Source organism: Bradyrhizobium genosp. L (assembly GCF_015624485.1).
Classification (GTDB): Bacteria; Pseudomonadota; Alphaproteobacteria; order Rhizobiales; family Xanthobacteraceae; genus Bradyrhizobium.
On sequence record NZ_CP061378.1, the window covers coordinates 3,599,978 to 3,615,012 of the forward strand.

General features: G+C 64.6%; 14 protein-coding genes. 3 read left to right on the forward strand and 11 right to left on the reverse strand.

The window, feature by feature from the left end:
• Positions 1 to 13: 13 nt before the first annotated feature.
• The 10 genes from IC762_RS16745 to IC762_RS16790 form a co-directional block, all read right to left on the reverse strand.
• Positions 14 to 1,099 (reverse strand): sensor histidine kinase, encoded by a 1,086-nt coding sequence (locus IC762_RS16745; RefSeq protein ID WP_195789863.1) that lies wholly within the window; start codon positions 1,097 to 1,099, stop codon positions 14 to 16.
• Positions 1,096 to 1,536, reverse strand: coding sequence for a response regulator (locus IC762_RS16750; protein ID WP_195789864.1), 441 nt, complete (start codon positions 1,534 to 1,536; stop codon positions 1,096 to 1,098). Before IC762_RS16750 ends, IC762_RS16745 begins: the two co-directional genes overlap by 4 nt.
• The gene (locus IC762_RS16755; protein WP_433995911.1) at positions 1,533 to 3,065 is read right to left on the reverse strand and encodes a sensor histidine kinase; all 1,533 of its coding nucleotides are present in this window, start codon (positions 3,063 to 3,065) and stop codon (positions 1,533 to 1,535) included. Before IC762_RS16755 ends, IC762_RS16750 begins: the two co-directional genes overlap by 4 nt.
• A 211-nt stretch (positions 3,066 to 3,276) precedes the next feature.
• Entirely contained in the window at positions 3,277 to 4,623 is a 1,347-nt protein-coding gene (accC, locus tag IC762_RS16760) for an acetyl-CoA carboxylase biotin carboxylase subunit (protein WP_195789865.1), read from the reverse strand.
• 25 nt (positions 4,624 to 4,648) lie between these two features.
• Positions 4,649 to 5,146 (reverse strand): acetyl-CoA carboxylase biotin carboxyl carrier protein, encoded by a 498-nt coding sequence (gene accB / locus IC762_RS16765; RefSeq protein ID WP_195789866.1) that lies wholly within the window; start codon positions 5,144 to 5,146, stop codon positions 4,649 to 4,651.
• A gap of 52 nt (positions 5,147 to 5,198) precedes the next feature.
• Entirely contained in the window at positions 5,199 to 5,660 is a 462-nt protein-coding gene (aroQ, locus tag IC762_RS16770) for a type II 3-dehydroquinate dehydratase (RefSeq protein ID WP_195789867.1), read from the reverse strand.
• Between the two features lie 277 nt (positions 5,661 to 5,937).
• The gene (locus tag IC762_RS16775; protein ID WP_195789868.1) at positions 5,938 to 6,756 is read right to left on the reverse strand and encodes a DUF1236 domain-containing protein; all 819 of its coding nucleotides are present in this window, start codon (positions 6,754 to 6,756) and stop codon (positions 5,938 to 5,940) included.
• A gap of 122 nt (positions 6,757 to 6,878) precedes the next feature.
• Positions 6,879 to 7,823: a hypothetical protein gene (locus IC762_RS16780; protein WP_195789869.1), complete on the reverse strand. Its 945-nt coding sequence runs from the start codon at positions 7,821 to 7,823 to the stop codon at positions 6,879 to 6,881.
• Between the two features lie 151 nt (positions 7,824 to 7,974).
• The gene (locus IC762_RS16785; RefSeq protein WP_195789870.1) at positions 7,975 to 8,742 is read right to left on the reverse strand and encodes a DsbA family protein; all 768 of its coding nucleotides are present in this window, start codon (positions 8,740 to 8,742) and stop codon (positions 7,975 to 7,977) included.
• Between the two features lie 87 nt (positions 8,743 to 8,829).
• Positions 8,830 to 10,236, reverse strand: a complete 1,407-nt coding sequence (locus tag IC762_RS16790; RefSeq protein WP_195789871.1) for a M48 family metalloprotease — start codon at positions 10,234 to 10,236, stop codon at positions 8,830 to 8,832.
• Between the two features lie 229 nt (positions 10,237 to 10,465).
• Here IC762_RS16790 and IC762_RS16795 point away from each other — a divergent pair, with 229 nt between their 5' ends.
• From IC762_RS16795 to IC762_RS16805, 3 genes are all read left to right on the forward strand, one after another.
• Complete coding sequence (locus IC762_RS16795) at positions 10,466 to 11,653, forward strand: pyridoxal phosphate-dependent aminotransferase (protein WP_195789872.1); 1,188 nt, start codon at positions 10,466 to 10,468, stop codon at positions 11,651 to 11,653.
• 127 nt (positions 11,654 to 11,780) lie between these two features.
• Positions 11,781 to 12,305 carry a biotin transporter BioY gene (locus tag IC762_RS16800; RefSeq protein WP_433995912.1) on the forward strand — a complete coding sequence of 175 codons (525 nt, stop codon included), beginning with the start codon at positions 11,781 to 11,783 and terminating at the stop codon, positions 12,303 to 12,305.
• Between the two features lie 94 nt (positions 12,306 to 12,399).
• Positions 12,400 to 13,734, forward strand: a complete 1,335-nt coding sequence (locus tag IC762_RS16805; protein WP_195789873.1) for a dicarboxylate/amino acid:cation symporter — start codon at positions 12,400 to 12,402, stop codon at positions 13,732 to 13,734.
• A 62-nt stretch (positions 13,735 to 13,796) separates the two neighbouring features.
• On the opposite strand, the gene IC762_RS16810 is transcribed toward IC762_RS16805, so the two are convergent.
• Entirely contained in the window at positions 13,797 to 15,029 is a 1,233-nt protein-coding gene (locus IC762_RS16810) for an NAD(P)/FAD-dependent oxidoreductase (protein WP_195789874.1), read from the reverse strand.
• Positions 15,030 to 15,035 lie beyond the last annotated feature (6 nt).

Genomic DNA, 15,035 nt, shown 5'->3' on the forward strand with positions numbered 1-15,035 from the left:
CAGAGAGGCGCGCCTATTTCGCCGCCGCGCTGCTGTGCGGGACGGCCACGACATGGCGGAAGCGGACCACGAAGCGGGTGCCTTTGTGGCTCGGATCGCGCTCGACGCCGGCGTCGAGCTTGGCGGCCATCGCGGTGACGATGCGCTGGCCCATGCCGGTGCCGCGCGGATCGGACTTGCCGTCAAAGCCGACGCCCTCATCGCTGATCGACAGCGCAATATCGTCGCCTTGCGGCTTCAGCACGACATGGATCGGGCCGGCGCCGTCGGGATAGGCGTATTTCACCGCGTTCATGACCAGCTCGTTGACGATGATGCCGATCGCGACAGCGCGATCTGGATCGATCTCGATCGGTTCGGCCTTCAATGTCAGCCGCGACATCCTGTTGCCTTCGGCCGACCGGCGGAGATCCTCGAGCAAAGCTTCCAGATACTGGTTCAGCATCACGGTCTTGAAGTCGTGCGAGGTGTAGAGGCGGCGGTGCACCTGCGCGACCGCGGCGACGCGGCCCATGGCGTTGGTCAGCGCGGCCTTGACATCCTGCTGGGTGGTGGAGTTGGCCTGCAGATGCAGCAGCGAGGCGATGATCTGCAGAGAGTTGCCGACGCGGTGGTTGACCTCGCGCAGCAATACCTCGCGCTCGGCAGCCAGCGCCGCGTAGCGGTCGCGCGAGGCGTGCACCTCGGCCTCGGCTTCGTCGCGGGCGCGCTGCATCTCGGCCTGCCGGATTGCGCCGTTCACCGCGACCTGGAGCAGGGGGATGAATTCGCCCTGGACGTCCTTGACCAGATAGTCCGCGGCACCTGCCTTCAGCGCGGTCACGGCGATTGCCGAATCCTGCGACGCCGTGACGAACACCACCGGCGGCGCACCCGCGATCTTCAGGATCTGCTCCAGCGTCTCCAGCCCGTCCAGGCCGGGCATATACTGGTCGAGCGCGACGACGTCGATGCCGCCCTGGGCGAGACGTTCGAGGCCTTGCTGGCCGCTGGCGGCGTGCACCACCTTGAAGCCCGCGCGCGTCAGCCCGCGGTCGACCAGGCGCGCCAGCGCCGCGTCGTCGTCGATATAAAGCAGTGTCGGCGTTGCGCTGGTCATAGCGAAGTTGGCGGCACCTGGATCACGGAGAAGAACAGGCCAAGCTGGCGAATGGCATTGGCGAAGCTTTCGTAGTTCACCGGCTTGGTGATGTAGACGTTGCAACCGAGCTCGTAGCAACGCTTGATCTCCTGGGAATCGTCGGTCGTGGTCAGCACCACCACCGGCGTCGACTTCAGGTTCTTGTTCTCCTTGACCCGCTTCAGAATATCGATGCCGGTCATGTCGGGGAGATTGAGATCAAGCAGGATGAGCAGGGCCTGGCCCTTGCGCGCCGAAGCTGTGCCATCCTGGCCGAACAGATATTTGACGGCCTCTGTACCGTTGGTGAACGGAACGATCTCATTGTTGACACCGGATCGCCGAATATTCCGCTCAATCAGCCGAGCGTGGCCCTCGTCGTCCTCGATCATGATGATGGTGACTGGATCGCTCATGATTCCTTATCCCGGTTCTTGCCTGTCCAATTCATGGGCAGTGTTATCGTGAACGTGCTGCCGTTGTGAAGTTCCGATGCTACCGACATGGTGCCGCCCAGTCTGCGCACAAGTGCGCGGACGTGGGCAAGGCCGATGCCCTGACCGGGCTTGTCCTGGGTGCCGGCGCGGCGAAACAGGTCGAAAATGCGCTGGTGATCCTTCGGATCGATGCCGCGGCCGTTGTCCCTGATCTCGAAGATCGCGAAGCCGAGCTTGGTGCGGCCGTCGATCGCGATCTCGCCGGGGACGCCGTCCTTGAGGTATTTCAGCGCATTGTCGATCAGATTGGAGAATATCTGCTCCAGCGCCAGGCGATCGCTGATGATGTTCGGCAGCGCGCCGGGCTTGATCGTGGCATTGGCCTCCGATGCCTGGTGCGCGACCGTCTTGACGACGCCATCGATCAGCTCGCGGACGTCGACCCGTTCCGGCTTGAACTCGCGGCGGCCCTCACGGGTCAGGTTGAGGATCGCCGAGATCAGCCGGTCCATCTTGGCGATCGATGATTTGATGAAGCCGATCGACTCGTTGAAGTCGTCGGAGAGCTGCTTGTCGGCGCCTTCGAGCCCGGGCTCGGCGGTATCGGTCGCGTCGTCAGGCATCGCGGGCTGCAACGTGGCGGAGCGATTGAGCGTGGCGATACGCTTGAAGATGTCGCCGCGCAATTCCTCCAGCTCGCTGGTGAAGCCCATGATGTTGACCAGCGGCGAACGCAGGTCGTGGCTGACGATATAGGCGAAGCGCTGGATCTCCTCGTTGGCCTCGCGCAGGTCGGCGGTGCGTTCGTCGACGGTGGTTTCGAGGGTGACGTTGATATCGCGCAGCTTGGCGGCGGCCTCGTCGCGGTCCTTCCAGGACCGCCGCAACAACACGAGCGAGAGGGCTGCAAGCGCCAGCACCATCGAAGAGCCCGCGATGGTGACCGAGGAAGCCAGCACCTGGGTTCTGTCCGCGGTCGCGGTGCGCATCGCGAACAGCCGGTCCTCCTCGACGCGCATCTCGTGGGCGATCTGGCCGATGACCTCCACGCCATCGGAGGAGGTGGCGTTGCGCAGCAGGGCGACGCTGGTTGCAACGTCGTCGTTCTTGGCACGTTCGATGCTGAGCGCGAATTCGGACATCCGCTTTTCGATCGCCGCCCGCAGTTTCACGCCGTTGGCGACCTGCTGCGGATTGTCGACGGTGATCCTGGTGAGATGGTCGAGCGCGGCGGGGATTCCGGTCGCCGCAGCCTGATAGTCGGCCAGATATTGCGGTGCCGACGTCAGCAGATACGCCCTGGTCGCGCTTTCGGCGCGGCGAATCTCGACGAGGAGGTTCGCGATCTGGCTCTCGACCTCGACGGTGTGGACGACCCAGGCGTTGTCCTCGCGCGCCTTGTTGACCAGCAGGACGGATGCCACGCTGACCGCCACCAGCACGACAAAGCCCACCGACATCAGCACGATCTGCAGCGCGGCGCTGCGACGTGAAACAGCCGTCACGATCGTCTCGTCAAATCAATGAAGGTCAATGCGTCCCCGTCAAAGGCCAGCAACCCTTGGATACGCCCGAGCCGGGCTTCGGGTTCCACCGGACCCCGCGAATTATTTCGGCGGCAAGAAGTGCTCTCGAGCGAATCGATACCGGTCCGCTCGGAGAAAGCGCGTCAAAACAAGAATCTAGAGCGTTCCGATGCAATCGGAACCGAAAACGGCTTCAGGTCTGCTGGCCGGCCAGATAGTGCTCCAGCCAGTGGATGTGATAGTCGCCTTCGATGATGTCGGGCTCGCGCACCAGCGCGCGGAACAGCGGCAGCGTGGTTTCGATCCCGTCGACCACCATCTCGTCGAGCGCGCGGCGCAGCCGCATCAGGCATTCGCCGCGGGTCTTGCCGTGCACGATCAGCTTGCCGACCAGCGAATCATAATAGGGCGGGATCACGTAGCCCTGGTAGACCGCCGAATCGATCCGCACGCCGAGTCCACCCGGCGGATGGAATTGCGAGATCCGGCCCGGCGACGGGCGGAAGGTCTGCGGGTTCTCCGCATTGATGCGGCATTCGATGGCGTGGCCGATGATCGCGACATCGTCCTGCTTGGCCGGCAGGTCGCCGCCCGCGGCAATCCTGATCTGCTCCAGCACCAGATCGATGTCGGTGATGCTTTCGGTGACGGGATGCTCGACCTGGATGCGGGTGTTCATTTCGATGAAATAAAACTCGCCGTCCTCGTACAGGAATTCGATGGTGCCGACGCCGAGATACTTCATGTCCCGCATCGCCTTGGCGCAGGTCTCGCCGATCTTCTTGCGCGCGGCGGCGGCGAGCACCGGCGAGGGACCTTCCTCCCAGACCTTCTGGTGACGGCGCTGCAGCGAGCAGTCGCGCTCGCCGAGATGGATGGCGCCGCCGCGGCCGTCGCCGAGAATCTGGATCTCGATGTGGCGCGGCTTCTGCAGGTACTTCTCCAGATAGACCGAGGCGTCGCCGAACGCGGACTTGGCCTCGTTGGCCGCGGTCGACAGCGCCAGCGCCAGGTCGGCCTCGGTCTGCGCGACCTTCATGCCGCGTCCGCCGCCGCCGGCCGCCGCCTTGACCAGCACCGGGAAGCCGATTGCCTTGGCGATCGCCATCGCGTCGTCGTCGGGCCCGACGCCGCCGTCGGAGCCGGGGACGACGGGAATGCCAAGCCGCTTGGCGGTCTTCTTGGCCTCGATCTTGTCGCCCATCAGGCGGATGTGCTCGGCCTTCGGCCCGATGAAGTGCAGGTTATGATCGGCGAGTATCTCGGCGAAGCGGGCGTTCTCGGACAGGAAGCCGTAGCCGGGATGCACGGCGTCCGCGCCGGTGATCTCGCAGGCCGCAAGCAGCGCCGGCACGTTGAGGTAGGAATCCTTCGACGGCGGCGGCCCGATGCAGACGCTCTCGTCGGCGAGCCGCACGTGCATGGCGTCGGCGTCGGCGGTGGAGTGCACCGCGACGGTCGCGATGCCGAGCTCCTTGCAGGCGCGCAGCACGCGGAGCGCGATCTCGCCGCGATTGGCTATCAGAATCTTGTCGAACATCGCTGCGCCTGACGTTGACGAATGCTTACTCAATGATGACCAGCGGCTCGCCGAATTCGACCGGCTGGCCGTCTTCGATGAGGATCTGCGTCACGGTGCCCGCACGCGGCGACGGGATCTGGTTCATCGTCTTCATCGCCTCGATGATCAGCAGCGTCTGGCCGGCGGTCACCTTGGAGCCGACTTCGATGAACGGCTTGGCGCCGGGCTCCGGCGACCAATAGGCGGTGCCGACCATCGGCGAGGGAACCACGCCCGGGTGTTTTGCGAAATCGGTCGCAGCCGCCGCAGCAGCCACGACCGGCGTTGCCAGCGCCGCCTGGACCGGGATGGTGGGCACGGAGGCAGCGATGCTGACATTGCGCGCGACTCGCACGCGCAGGCCGGCGCGCTCGATCTCGATCTCGGTCAGATTGGTCTCCGCGAGCAGATGCGCCAGCTCGCGAATGAGGGCGCTATCGTCGCTCTTGCTCTCGTTATTCTTGGCCTTGGCGGCTGATTTGTCGTCTGGCTGGCGCGCCATGATCTTTGATCCAAAATCTCTGTCTGATGACGGGGAACGTCAGGATTGCCGATTAAGCGGTTGCTTTGGCGCCGATTTTGGCGGCGAGCCCTGTGATCGCGAGCCGGTAGCCGTCGATGCCGAAGCCGCAAAGCGAGGCGAAGGCGGCTTTAGCAGTGAACGAGTGGTGCCGGAAGCTCTCGCGGGCGTGGATGTTGCTGACGTGAACCTCGACGGCCGGGATTTTCACCGCGACCAGCGCGTCATGGAGTGCGATCGAGGTATGGGAATAGCCGCCGGCGTTGATGATGATCCCGACCACCTTCTTGGTGTGGGCCTCATGGATGAAGTCGATCAGCTCGCCTTCGCGGTTGGACTGGCGGCAATCGGCGATCAGGCCGAACTGCTTGGCGGTGTCCGCGCACAGCTTCTCGACATCGGCGAGCGTGGCGTGGCCGTAGGTCTCGGGTTCGCGCGTCCCCAGCAGATTGAGGTTCGGCCCGTTCAGCACGTAGATCGTTCCGGCAGCAGCCATTTCCCGAGGTTCCGGCGATAAATGAAGTGGGCCGGGTTATAGGTAACAACCGGCCGCAGGGGAAGCCTTTAGGTGGAATCTGAGCGTCTTCAACAGCTTCGTGTTTACCGGCAGGTAGCTGGCGTAACCTGCGGAAAACGCTGATTAACCAAATTCGGTGGAAGGCGCGTGCGGTGCCGGTGCCGTGGCGGCGCGATGGCAAAACCCCGCCCTCGGGAAGGGGCGGGGTTCGCAATGGATCGAGGGGGCCTAAGCCACCCTCGCATCGAGGCCGAAACTAGCCCTCGATGATGTAGACGATCTCATGCGTCTCCGGCTGCACGATGATGTAGCGGCCCTTGACCAGGATGAAATCGTAGCCGCGCCATTCCGGATAGATCGTGACCACGCGCTCGGGGACCGGATAGAAATGCACGTCGGCCGGGACCCGCGTGCCAACCGACACGTTGAAGTTCACGTTGGTGACTTCGGTGACCTTCTCCGACTTGATGGCGGTCGTGATCTGGCTGCGCTTCTCCGCCGGCGGAGCCGCGGTCGCCGAGGTGGCTGCGTTGCCGGTCGTGGTTTGCGAGCGGCTGCTGTCGTTGGTCTGCGCACGGTTGGCGTCGGCCGGGCTCTTGGTCTGGGCATTCTGGTTGGTGGCGCCGCTCTTGTCGCGGCTCTCGGCGTTCATGTTGCCGCTTTTGTCGCGCCCCTCGGCCTTCATGTCCTTGGAGTTCTCGCGCTGGCCCTCGGCCTTCATATCCTTGGAGCCCTCTTTCGAGCCCTTGGCCGCATCATTCTCCGAGCTCATGCCCTTCGAGCGTTGGGTGTTGTCCTGTGCGCCCTTGGTGGCAGGACCGGCCTTGTCGGATTCTGACGACTTCATCCCCGAGGATTCGCCCTGGGTGGAGTGCTCAGTACCCTTCATGCTGCCGGTGTCGTGCTGCTGCATGGTGCCGGACGACGCGCCACCCGGTGCACTGTGCTGCGTCGCTGCGCCGCCACCGGCTCCCGGCTGCTCCTTGCTCGCACCGCCTGCGCCCTGTGCATTCGCAAAGCCGGTGCCGGCGATCAGGGCCGCTGCTGCGACCGAAATCAGAAAGCGTTTCGACATCAGATATTCCTCCTCACATGTCTGCATTGCCCGCGCCGACAACGGAAGAGGATGGGCGATGTTCCTAGCGATTTATGGTTCCGCGCGGCTTCTTTCGTGAATGCGCCATGAACGCGCAAAGCTCAGCCGCAGGCCCAGTCGAACTCCATGTTGGCGAGATCGAGCTGGCCGTTGCCGCCGCCGAAATTGAAGCCGCCGAAATGCTCTTCGATCTCGAGATAGGTCGCGCTGTATTTCGGCGTCCATTGGTTGGGAAACATCGTGCCGCCGAGGTGATTGCGGCCCTCCAGCCGCGAAAGCCCGAGCGCCTTGCCGTTCTCGGAATAGGGCGCGACGTAACCGCCGAGCTCGGCCTTGTGCAGCAGATGATCGCGCGGCGGCTTGCCGACATTGGGATCGTCGTCGCGTGGCGCGAGACCGATGCCGTAGCCGTGGTGGCCGATTTCGGGGACGTGACCGAACAGGCGATACCAGTATGTCTTCTGCAGTTCGTCGACGTTGTTGGTGCGGCCGACCTGCGCCTCGAAGGCCGTGCGCGCCGCGCCCTTGTCGAGCCAGCGTGGCGCCGCATTGGCCCGCAGCAGCGGATTGCCGGCAAGGTCCGGCGGCGCGCAGAGCGGGCCCGCGAACTCGCGCTCGGTGAGCCAGATCGCCGCGAAATTGTGGTCGATGATGTCCTTCATCCGGCATTCCATCGGATGACGGTTCTGCCGATAGCTCCAGTACGGCAGCAGATCGGGATCGCTCGGGCGTTCGACGGTTTCCGCGGCCAGGTATTGTGCGATCGCGCCGACTTCGATCGGCTCGTCATATTGCTGGTCGGCGAACATCGCGAGCGCGATATGGGCTTCGCCGCGGGCGCGGTATTGCTCGGGCAGATGCAGGGTGAAGCAGTGCTGCATCGGGTAGCCGTCATGCGGGCTCAGCGGCCACTGCTCGGGGCGAATGCCCGGCGGCAGGCCATAGCACCAGCCATGGTCATGTTCACTGCCACGCTCGGGCGGCGTCTGCTTCAGCGTGAGGTCGTAGGCGAGGGTTGGGGCAAGGGTTGGCGGTGCCAAGGTCATGGCGCAAAGCTTTTCGTGATTGGCGATGGACCTTAGTTGCGGCCTGCGCCGAATTGGTTCGGAGACCGCGCCAACAAAAAATCCGGCTGCGCTGCAGCCGGATTTCGCCAGATGAAATGAATGCTGTCGTGTCGATCGGCAGGTTGCCTGATCAGCAGGTTGCCTTGCCGCAGCGGGCGACGCCGATCTTCTCCTTGAGATTGTCGAGGCCGACCGCGCCGATCACGACCTGCTTGCCGATCACGTAGCTCGGCGTGCCGTTCATGCCCATGGCTTCGGCAAGCTTGAAATTCTCCTCGATGGTCGCCTTCACCTCGGGGCTCGCCATGTCCTTCTCGAGCTTGTTCATGTCGAGGCCGACATCCTTGGCGACGGCGAGCGCGCGCGCCTTGTCGGCGGCACCGCGGCCGCCGAGCAGCTTCTGGTGAAACTCGAGATACTTCTTGCCGGTCGGATCCTGCATGCGCACGGCAACCGCGACCTGCGCGGCCTCGACCGAGCCCTGGCTCAGCACCGGAAATTCCTTCAGCACCACCTTCAGCTTCGGATCCGACTTCATCAGGTCGAGCATGTCGCTCATCGCGCGCTTGCAGTAGCCGCAATTGTAGTCGAAGAACTCGACGAAGGTGACGTCGCCGTCCTTGTTGCCAAGCATGACGCCGCGCGGCGAGTTGAAGATGGTGTCCGAGTTCTTGGCGACGCTCTGCTCATGCTTCTCGGCCTCGGCGGCCGCCTGCCGCTTGCTGAGTTCGTTCATGGCTTCCTCGAGCACCTCGGGATGCGCGATCAGGTAGTTGCGCACGATGGTCTCGATGTCGCCGCGCTGGGCGTCGTTGAAGCTTTGGGCGGATGCCGCCAGCGGCGCGGCGCAAACGCCGAGCGCGAGCAGGGCAGGGGCAAGAAAGCGGAGCGTTCGCATCTGGGTAATCCTTGTTCGGCGGAATTCGAAATACGGCGGAGCCGTGAGCCGGTTTCGGTGATCGTTGTATGGAACTAAGCTTTATTTCTAGTTGTTTTTCTGACCCGGCATCGGCTTGGCGCTCACAATATCGTCAGCTTTGACCCAGCCGGGCGTGCCGACGGCAAAGCGGGTCTTGGCGCGCGACGCAAGGTCGCGGGCGGTCTTGTTGTCGCCACGCAGAAAGGCAGCCTGCGCCGAGTTCAGATCGGCCTGCGCGTAGTCGCCCTTGCGGCCATAGGCCATGGCGAGCTGGGTGAAGCCGAGCGGCGCCTCGGGCTCGCGTGCCACCGCGGCCCGCAGGATGTTGATGGCCTCGTCGGTATAGGCGTTGTTCTCGGTCGCGACCAGCGCTTGGCCGAGCAGCATCTCGATCAGCGGCGCGCTGCCGGAAAGCTGCACCGCCTTGCGCAACGGCGCGATCGCTTCCGTTGGCCGGCCACCCTCGAGCAGGGCCTGTCCGCGCAATTCATAGAAATAGGGGTTGTTGGGCTGCACCTGGATCAGTCCGTCGATCTGTGCGACCGCCGAACGCAGATCGCCGTGCAGATAGGTGGTGATCGCCCGCGCATAGCGCGCCGGCAGGCTGGTGTTGGAGAGCGGATAACGGCGGTAGACCGTGTCCTGCCGCTCCATGAAGCCCGAGATCTTGGCGCGCATCATGTCGTGACGCATCTGCAGCGCCGGATCGTCCTTCTTGTCCCAATAGGGGCTGGCGCGCGCGAGGCCCTCCAGCGCTGCGACGCGATCGATCGCCATCGGATGCGACTGCAAATAGGGGTCGGCACCGTGTGAGGCGAACAGGCTCTCGTCGCTGAAGCGCTTGAAAGTATCGTACATGCCCTTGGGAGACTGGCCGGTGGCGGTCAGGAACTTGACGCCGGCGCGATCGGCGTTTTCTTCCTGCGAGCGCTGATAGGACAGCAGCGAGCGCATAATCACCGTCTGCGGCGCCGAGATCGCGGCTGCTCCTGCGTTGGCGAGGCCGTTGCCGGAACCGCCGCGCGCGCCGGCGGCGATCGCGCCGGCGCCGAGCAGCATGGCGATGATCATCTGGGTCTGTGCCTGCGCCAGCTGCTCGCGCATCTTGGCGAGATGGCCGCCGGCCAGATGCCCGGTCTCGTGTGCCAGCACGCCGATGATCTGGTTCGGCGTTTCCGATTGCAGCAGGGCGCCATAGTTGACGAAGATGCGACGGCCATCGGCGACGAAGGCGTTGAAGGCGCTGTCGTTGATGATCACGATCTGGATGTTCTGCTTCTCCAGTCCGGCGGCGCGCAGGATCGGCCTGGTGTATTCGCGCAGCAGCTGCTCGGATTCGGTATCGCGCAGCACCGGCGGCCCTTTGGCCTCCTGCGCCTGTGCGGTGGCCAACGGCCCTGCCGCGAGCGTTGCCACCGCGAGCAGGGCGGTCAGCTTGAAAATCCCGGTGCGAAGCGCGTTGCGGAACGGCATGAGGCGATCTATCGGCGATGGTGGGCGGCACCGCTCGCAGCCCTGATACAGCCAGGACCGTGGCACAGCCTGTTGTTTTTGCAGTTGTTCTTCACGCGAACCGGGGTATGCACTGGACCTGAAAGCGTTATAAGGAGCCACCGAATGCGGCCAGTCTGGGGCGCCAGCCTTGACTGGTCGCGCAACAGGAACCTGAACTCGGCACGCCGCCGTGCCATAGCAGATATCCATGCGTGAAGCGACACTGACGGACCGTGCAACCAGCCTGCTCGCTGCCTCCGGGCGGAGCGATGTTCCACCATTCATGGTGATGGACGTGATGGCGGCCGCGGCACGAATCGAGGCCGCCGGCGGCCATGTCATCCATATGGAAGTCGGCCAGCCCGCCGCGGGCGCGCCGAAGCCGGCAATCGCGGCGGCACAGCTAGCGCTCAGGGACGGCCGGATCGACTACACCTCCGCGCTCGGCATTCCCTCGCTGCGCGCGCGCATCGCCCGGCATTATCGCGACGCCCATAGCTGCGAGGTCGATCCCGACCGGATCGTCGTCACCACCGGTTCCTCCGGCGGCTTTATCCTGGCGTTCCTTGCGATGTTCGAACCGGGCGACCGGGTCGCGGTCACCGTTCCCGGCTATCCGCCGTACCGGCACATCCTGACCGCGCTCGGCTGCGAGCCGGTGCTGATCGAAACCACCGGCGACACCCGCCATGCCCTGACCGGCGAAGCGCTGCTCGCGGCGCATCGCAAAGCGCCGCTGAAGGGCGTGCTGGTCGGCAGCCCGGCCAACCCGACCGGCACCATGATGTCGCGCGAGGCGCTGGCGAACCTGATGGCGGCGGCCGATAGCGCCGGCATCCGCTTCATCTCCGACGAGATCTATCACGGGCTCGACTACGCGTTTCCCGCAGTGACCGCGGCCGAATTGTCGCCACGTGCGCTCGTGATCAACTCGTTCTCGAAATACTTCTGCATGACCGGCTGGCGCGTCGGCTGGATGGTGGTGCCCGACGTCCTGGTGCGGCCGATCGAGCGACTGCAGCAGAACCTCTCGATCTCGGTGCCGACGCTGTCGCAGATCGCGGCGGAAGCGGCCTTCGAGGGCCGTGACGAGATGGAAGCGATCAAGCGCGGTTATCAGGAGAACCGCCGCATCCTGATCGAGGGCCTGCCGAAGGCCGGCCTGACCAAATTCCTTCCTGCCGACGGCGCCTTCTATCTCTATGCCGACGTCTCCGACTTCACCCCCGACAGCTTTGCTTTCGCCAGCGAGATGCTGGAGAAGGCGCATGTCGCGGCAACCCCGGGCGTCGACTTCGATCCGATCCACGGCCGCGCCTTCATCCGCTTCTCCTATGCGCGCTCGGCGGCCGAGATGCAGGAAGCGGTTGCGCGGATCGCGCATTGGCTTAAATAGCGCGCCATCTTCAAAGAGCCATCCGGAGTTCGCCTTGTCAGTCCAATCGGTTTCGCAGCCCGCCGCCGCGCGGCATTTTCCTCTCGCCTCGGTGCTGTGGCCCGCGCAGGCCGGTGAGCGTTCCGGCATGGTGCGTGCGGTCGTGCTGGTGGCGCTCGGCGCCGCGCTGATGACGCTGTCCGCCAAGGTCAATCTGCCGTTGCCCTATGTGCCGATCACGCTGCAGACGCTTGCGGTGCTGATGATCGGCGCGGCCTATGGTTGGCGCCTTGGTAGCGCGACCATGATCGCCTATCTCGCCGAAGGCGCGCTCGGGATTCCCGTGTTTGCCGGTCCTGTCGGCGGCCTCGCGCCGTTGCTCGGACCCACTGCCGGCTACCTGTTCGGATTCGTTCCAGCCGCCTTGATCGTCGGCTATCTCGGCGAACGTGGCTGGGATCGCAGCGTGATCCGGTTGTTCGCTGCGATGGCGATCGGCCATGCGGTGATCTTCGTCGCGGGCTTTGGTTGGCTCGCCTTCGGCGCCGGCCTCGGTATCGAGAAGGCTTGGCTGGTCGGCGTCGTGCCGTTCATCGCCGCGACGCTGATCAAGAACGCGCTCGGCGCGACGTTGCTGCCGGCCGCACGACGTGTGGCAGGTCGCCGCGGATAAAATCTGCAAATCCGTCAGTTCCATTTGACTTGAGCGGCCAAGTTGCCCTTGAAGTTGCTCTTGGCTGCATCTGCTATTTCTGAGGGGGAAACACATGGCAACGGCAACCGTTGCCACGGCTGCGCCGGCGAAGGCCGGCGGCAAGCCGTGGTATAAAATTCTCTATGTCCAGGTCCTGATTGCGATCGTGCTCGGTGCGCTGGTCGGCGCGTTCTGGCCGGCACTTGCCACCAACGACTGGATCAAGGCGCTCGGCGACGGCTTCATCAAGCTGATCAAGATGGTGATCGCGCCGATCATCTTCTGCACCGTCGTCTCCGGCATCGCGCATATCCAGGATGCCAAGAAGGTCGGCCGCATCGGCGTCAAGGCGCTGGTCTATTTCGAGATCGTCTCGACTTTCGCGCTGGTGATCGGCCTGATCATCGGCAATCTGGTGAAGCCGGGCGCGGGCTTCGGCAGCGCGGCGGCCAATGCGCAAGCCGTCGCCAATTACGCCAAGCAGGCGGAGGCGCAGAAGAGCGTCGACTTCGTCCTGCATATCATTCCGGACACCGTCGTCGGCGCCTTCGCGCAGGGCGAGATCCTGCAGGTGCTGCTGTTCTCGGTGCTGTTCGGCTTTGCCATCATGGGGCTCGGCGAGCGCGGCCATGTGATCCGCAGCTTCATCGACGACGCGGCGCATGCCGTGTTCGGCGTGATCTCGATCGTGATGCGTGCAGCCCCGATCGGTGCGTTCGGCGCGATGGCCTTCACCATCGGCAAGTTCGGCACCGGCGCAATCCTCAATTTGATGGGGCTGATCGCGACGTTCTATTTGACCGCGGCGCTGTTCATCGTCGTCGTGCTCGGCATCATCGCGCGGATCGCGGGCTTCTCGATCTTCAAGTTCCTCGCCTATATCAAGGACGAGCTCTTGATCGTGCTCGGCACCTCGTCCTCCGAGAGCGCGCTGCCGTCCCTGATGGAGAAGCTGGAGCGGCTCGGCTGCTCCAAATCGGTGGTCGGCCTCGTGGTGCCGACGGGTTACTCGTTCAACCTCGACGGGACCAACATCTACATGACGCTGGCGACGTTGTTCATCGCGCAGGCACTCGGCTACGACCTGTCATTCAGCCAGCAGCTCACGATCCTGGTCGTGGCGATGCTGACCTCGAAGGGCGCATCCGGCATCACCGGCGCGGGCTTCATCACGCTGGCGGCGACGCTTGCGGTGGTCGATCCGCGGCTGGTGCCAGGCATGGCGATCGTGCTCGGCATCGACAAGTTCATGAGCGAATGCCGCGCACTGACCAATCTCTGCGGCAACGGCGTCGCCTGCGTGATCGTCGCCTGGTGGGAGGGCGAGCTCGACCGCGACAAGCTCAATGCCAATCTCGCCCGGCGGATCGATCCGACCGACATGGAGACGGCGGTGACGACCGACTAGCTAGAGCATGATCCGGAAAAGTGCGAAGCGGTTTTCCGAAGAGATCATGCTCAAACAAAAAGTCAGAACCGATCCGGCCGATACGGCGAGGCATCCACCACGGGTGCCTCGCCGTTCATCATTGCAGCGAGCAGCTTGGCGGTGGCGGGGCCGAGCGTGAATCCCTGATGGCCGTGGCCGAAATTCGCCCACAGGCCGCGGTGTCGCGGCGTGGGCCCCAGCACCGGCAGCATGTCGGTGGTGCAGGGGCGGGTACCGAACCAGGGCTCGGGCTCGACGCGGTTGCCGAGATCGAGCAATTCTCGCGCGGCCGCTTCGGCGTGGCCGAGCTGGATAGGCGTCGCCGGCGCGTCGGGGCTGGTCAGCTCGGCGCCGGTGGTGATGCGGATGCCCTTGGCCATCGGCGCCATCGCGTAGCCCATCGCGGTATCGACCAGCGGCAGATCGAGCGAGCGGCCGCCGCTGTAATGCATGTGGTAACCGCGCTTGCGCACCAGCGGAATCCGGTAGCCGAACCGCTCGAGCAGCTGCGGCGACCATGGCCCGAGCGCGATCACCGCATGGGCCGCGTCGATCCGACCGCCCTCGGTTTCGACCGACCAGCCGGATGTAGTCTGCTGAAGCGTTTTCGCGTCGCCGCGGATGAGCGTGCCGCCGAGCCGCTCGAACAATCCGGCATAGGCCGAAACAAGACCACCGGGATCCGACACGGTCCAGGGCTCAAGCCAGTGGATCGCGCCGGGCAGGTCGTCACGCAGCACCGGCTCGGCCTTGGCGAGATCGCTGCCGGAGAGCAGGCGAAATTTCACGCCGAACTCGCGCTGGTTCTCTTCCGCGATCGCGATAGCCTGCTCCAGCGCCGCGGCGTCGCGGTGCATCAGGCGATAGCCGGCGCGGCGGATCAGATTGTCGGCATGGGCCTCGCGGATCAGCGTGTCGTGCTCGCTGGTCGCGTGTGCGATCAGGCGCGCCCAGGCGAGGGTGGCCTCGCGATGCCGTTCGGGCGTCGAGTTCCACCAGTAGCGCAGTAACGGGCCGGCATGCCGTGGCAGCGACGCCAGCCGATAGCGCACGTCATTGGTGCGGCCCATCGCGATCCTGGCCAGCGTCGCGAGCTCGCGCGGCATCGGGTAGGGCCGCACGGCTTCGCTCTGGATGATGCCGGCATTGCCGTAGCTGGTTTCCCGGCCGGGCTCGCTGCGGTCGACGAGGGTGACCGACCAGCCGCGCCGTTGCAGATGCAGCGCCGTGCTGACGCCCACCATGCCGCCGCCAAGAACGATCGCGCTTTGCATTGGAAA

Excerpts from the sequence above, each read along its gene's own strand:
- accB (WP_195789866.1), bottom strand. The coding sequence starts at position 5,146 with ATGGCGCGCCAGCCAGACGACAAATCAGCCGCCAAGGCCAAGAATAAC.
- IC762_RS16745 (WP_195789863.1), bottom strand. The coding sequence starts at position 1,099 with ATGACCAGCGCAACGCCGACACTGCTTTATATCGACGACGACGCGGCG.
- IC762_RS16775 (WP_195789868.1), bottom strand. The coding sequence starts at position 6,756 with ATGTCGAAACGCTTTCTGATTTCGGTCGCAGCAGCGGCCCTGATCGCC.
- IC762_RS16790 (WP_195789871.1), bottom strand. The coding sequence starts at position 10,236 with ATGCCGTTCCGCAACGCGCTTCGCACCGGGATTTTCAAGCTGACCGCC.
- accC (WP_195789865.1), bottom strand. The coding sequence starts at position 4,623 with ATGTTCGACAAGATTCTGATAGCCAATCGCGGCGAGATCGCGCTCCGC.
- IC762_RS16805 (WP_195789873.1), top strand. The coding sequence starts at position 12,400 with ATGGCAACGGCAACCGTTGCCACGGCTGCGCCGGCGAAGGCCGGCGGC.
- IC762_RS16780 (WP_195789869.1), bottom strand. The coding sequence starts at position 7,823 with ATGACCTTGGCACCGCCAACCCTTGCCCCAACCCTCGCCTACGACCTC.
- IC762_RS16810 (WP_195789874.1), bottom strand. The coding sequence starts at position 15,029 with ATGCAAAGCGCGATCGTTCTTGGCGGCGGCATGGTGGGCGTCAGCACG.
- IC762_RS16785 (WP_195789870.1), bottom strand. The coding sequence starts at position 8,742 with ATGCGAACGCTCCGCTTTCTTGCCCCTGCCCTGCTCGCGCTCGGCGTT.
- aroQ (WP_195789867.1), bottom strand. The coding sequence starts at position 5,660 with ATGGCTGCTGCCGGAACGATCTACGTGCTGAACGGGCCGAACCTCAAT.
- IC762_RS16750 (WP_195789864.1), bottom strand. The coding sequence starts at position 1,536 with ATGAGCGATCCAGTCACCATCATCATGATCGAGGACGACGAGGGCCAC.
- IC762_RS16800 (WP_433995912.1), top strand. The coding sequence starts at position 11,781 with ATGGTGCGTGCGGTCGTGCTGGTGGCGCTCGGCGCCGCGCTGATGACG.
- IC762_RS16795 (WP_195789872.1), top strand. The coding sequence starts at position 10,466 with ATGCGTGAAGCGACACTGACGGACCGTGCAACCAGCCTGCTCGCTGCC.